The organism is Planococcus sp. RAB007_Raresut (assembly GCF_057369535.1).
Genome location: NZ_JBXYIF010000037.1, coordinates 1 through 409, shown reverse-complemented (window position 1 = coordinate 409; position 409 = coordinate 1). Strand labels below are relative to the sequence as shown.

Genomic DNA, 409 nt, shown 5'->3' with positions numbered 1-409 from the left:
GAGCGCTGGAATGCGTTCAAGTCCTCTAACGTCTCGAACTGGGTCCGAACGCTCATGATGGAGCCGTCCGCGTAGTTATACGTCAAGACGTAGCCCGTCGGCGGCAACTGCTCAGTCAACGCGCGCAGGGCCGGCACCGCATCCTTTTCCATGTCGGTCAACGCCGTCACGGTCTGGTCGAGCGAGAGCACTTGTTGCGCTTTCGAATTCACTTGTTCCGTTTGATAAATTTGAACGAGCTGTAACTCTTCTTCGATTCGCGTCTGTTCTGCCTCAAGTTGGCCGACCTCATAGTACAAGTATCCGGCTGCCCCTCCTCCAAGGAGAAGGGCGACGAGACCCGTCACGATTGGCCATCGGAGCGTCACGTCTGTCGAGTTGATGAAGTTCGTGTCCCGATCGCGTTGAA

The 409-nt window shown here is 56.2% G+C and carries 1 pseudogene; it reads right to left on the bottom strand.

The annotated features are described in order from the left end of the window. A pseudogene (locus AC2Q9J_RS17620) lies at positions 1–299 on the bottom strand (pilus assembly protein PilM); the annotation flags it as partial. Positions 300–409 lie beyond the last annotated feature (110 nt).